Origin of the sequence: Falsiroseomonas oryziterrae, assembly GCF_021864505.1 — a bacterium.
GTDB classification, from domain to species: domain Bacteria; phylum Pseudomonadota; class Alphaproteobacteria; order Acetobacterales; family Acetobacteraceae; genus Falsiroseomonas; species Falsiroseomonas oryziterrae.
Window position 1 is genome coordinate 1 of the sequence record NZ_JAKJIB010000436.1, and the last position, 2,762, is coordinate 2,762.

Below are 2,762 nucleotides of genomic sequence, written 5' to 3' on the forward strand. Positions count from 1 at the left end.
GAGGCGGCTCGCCGCGGCGCGCACGTCGGGATGGTTGCTGCCGAGCACGGCGGAGAGGCGGTCGAGCTCCCGCCGCGCATCGTCGCGGGCGGCGCGCTGCGTGACGAGGTTGGCCGCGCCGAGCGCCGTGAGGTCGGCGCTCCCGGCACCACCGCTGCCGCGCGCGGCCTGCAGCCTCGCCTCGGCGCCCGCAAGCGTGTTGCGCGCCTCGATCAGGTCCTGGTTGAGACGGCTGATCTGTTCGGTCTGCAGCCCCGCCGCGACACCCCGCGTCAGGCCGGATTGTGCCCGCAGCTCGGCGATCTGCGCCTCGTTGCGGGACACCTCCTCGCGCAGATTGGCGATGCGCCCGTCGAGCCAGTCGTTGGCGCGCCGCACCGCGTCGAACTTCGCGTCGAGCTGGTCCGAGATGTAGAGCTCGGCCGCGAGGTTCGCGACCGCCGCCGCCAGCTGGGGGTCCTCCGTGGTGAAGCGGATCGCCAGCACCCGGCTGTTGCGCACCACCTGGACCACGAGGCGCCCGAGCACCGCCTCGGCCGCCTGGATCTCGGCGATCGGGTCCGGCGGGCGGTTGGCGATCGGCCGCGGCCGCACCAGGTCGGCCAATTCGAAGGACCAGCGCTCCAGCCAATCGGCGATCCGCTCGCGCGTCGCGAAGGCCCAGCCGCCGGCGCGCTCCGCGTCCTGCAGCCACCAGGCGAATTCCGGCCGCTCGGAGAGGTGGAACCGTCCCACGATCCGCCGTGCGATGGAGAGCGAGCGGATGATCTCGACCTGGGACGCCAGCACCGCATCCGTCGTCCCCTCGTCGCGCAGGATGCTCTGCAACTCGCGCGCGGCGTATTCCTGCGGCTCGAACATCACGGTGGTGCTGGCGGTGTAGCGGGGGGTCATGTTCTTCGCCGCGACCAGCGCGATGATCGGGAAGAGCAGCACGCAGGCGACCAGCACCATCCGCCGCCGCCGGAGGGCACCGATCAGCGCGGCCAGATTGAACCCTTCCGGTTCGATCACCGTTGTGGCGCCCATGGTGGCTGCCGCGCCGCGCTGGGCCATCCGGCGGTCAGCCGGCTGGCGGGGCTCGGCGACGGGTCGGTCGAGCATCGTGCAACTCCCCCCGGGCGCGGGTGTTCGCGATCCAGATGGCGGATCGCGGCGCCCGCTGTTCAACCGTTCCGGTCGCCGTCGGTTCCGCCGCGCCGCAAACAAGACCGTGATGTGTTGGGGTCGAAAGGAAACGCGAGCGCGTCAGATGCGTCGCCTCCAGCACGAATGGGCCACCCCGTTCGCAACCGTTGGAGAGAGGACCGCTCGCCATGGCGACCCGCCGCCTTGCCCTGTTCCTGCCCCTTGCCGCGCTCGCGGCCTGCACCAGCCCGACCGCCGGCCTGCCGCCGCTGCCTGAGACCGAGACCGGCTTCCGCCTCGGGCCCGAGGACCAGGTGCGGGTGCAGGTGTTCAATGACCCGCGGCTGACCGGGGAGTTCCGGATCACGGACGAGGGAACCCTGCCGCTGCCCCTGGTCGGCTCCGTGCCGGCTGCCGGCCGCACCACCACCGAGGTGGAGCGTGCGGTGGAACGCGTGATGACCCAACGCAACCTGTTCCGCGAGCCACAGGTCTCGATCCAGGTGCTGGAGTACCGCCCGGTCTTCGTGACCGGCATGGTGGAGCGCGGCGGGCGCTTTCCCTACACGCCCGGCATGACTGCGCTGTCGGCGGTGGCCGTCGCCGGCGGCTTCAACTACCGGGCACTGCGCGACAGCATGACGGTGACGCGCATCGGGCCGGACGGCCGCGCCCAGGAGTTCCGTGCCACCCGCGAGGCCCGGATCCTGCCGGGCGACGTTGTCACGGTGCACGAAAGACGGTTCTGATCCGGCCGCCCGGCCCCGCAGGGGCCGGGCACCGGGCACACGACAGGGTGAGGCCGACCGCGCTAGGGTCCGCGCGTGCTGCTGCTTCTCCTTGCCTTGCTGATCCCACCCGCCCAGGCCGCCGAGGGACCGCTGGCGCGCGCGGCCGACTGGGCGGCACAGTCCCGCCCCGCCGCCGGCCCGCCACGCGCCATCGGCGGCACCTCGCTCGGCTGCCTGCAGGGTGGCGTGCAGCTGCTGCCCGACGGGCCCGGCTGGCAGGCGATCCGCGTCTCGCGCAACCGCCATTGGGGCCACCCGGCTGCCATCGCGCTCGTCGAGCATGTCGCCGGCCGGGCGCGGGCCGCCGGCCTGCCAGACCTCTGGATCGGCGACATCGCCCAGCCGCGCGGCGGCCCGATGCCCTGGGGCCATGCCAGCCACCAGACCGGGATCGACGTCGACATCTGGCTCGACCTACGCCCCAAGCCGCGCGTGCCGGTCGCCCAGCGCGAGGAGCTATCGATCCCCTCCCTCGTCCTGCCGGACGAGACCACGACCGATCCCGCGCGCTGGACGCCCCGCCACGCCCAGCTGATCCGGATCGCCGCGGAGGCGCCCGGCGTGGACCGCGTTCTCGTCAACCACGCGATCAAGCGGCGGCTCTGCCAGGATCACCGCGGCGAGCCCTGGCTGCGGAACGTCCGTCCGTGGCGCGGCCACGACAGCCACATGCACATCCGGCTGCGCTGCCCGGCCGACAGCCCGGATTGCCGCGACATCGCCCCGCCCCCGCCCGGTGACGGGTGCGACTCGTCGCTCGACTGGTGGCTGACGCCGGAGGCGCGCCGCCCCCCTGCCCCGCCCACGAGGCCGGCCCCGCCGCCGCGCCTGCCGGCCGCCTGC

General features: G+C 73.6%; 3 protein-coding genes. 2 read left to right on the top strand and 1 reads right to left on the bottom strand.

Features of this window, described 5'->3' with window-relative positions; all coding sequences use genetic code 11:
- Window positions 1-1,104, bottom strand: a 1,104-nt coding sequence (locus L2I40_RS21525; RefSeq protein WP_237217273.1) for a GumC family protein, incomplete at its 3' end; no start/stop codon positions are given.
- Between the two features lie 212 nt (window positions 1,105-1,316).
- On the opposite strand from L2I40_RS21525, the gene L2I40_RS21530 reads away from it, so the two are divergent.
- Both L2I40_RS21530 and mepA read left to right on the top strand, forming a co-directional pair.
- Complete coding sequence (locus tag L2I40_RS21530) at window positions 1,317-1,877, top strand: polysaccharide biosynthesis/export family protein (protein ID WP_237217274.1); 561 nt, start codon at window positions 1,317-1,319, stop codon at window positions 1,875-1,877.
- A gap of 75 nt (window positions 1,878-1,952) precedes the next feature.
- On the top strand, window positions 1,953-2,762 hold an 810-nt coding region (gene mepA / locus L2I40_RS21535), incomplete at its 3' end, for a penicillin-insensitive murein endopeptidase (RefSeq protein ID WP_237217275.1).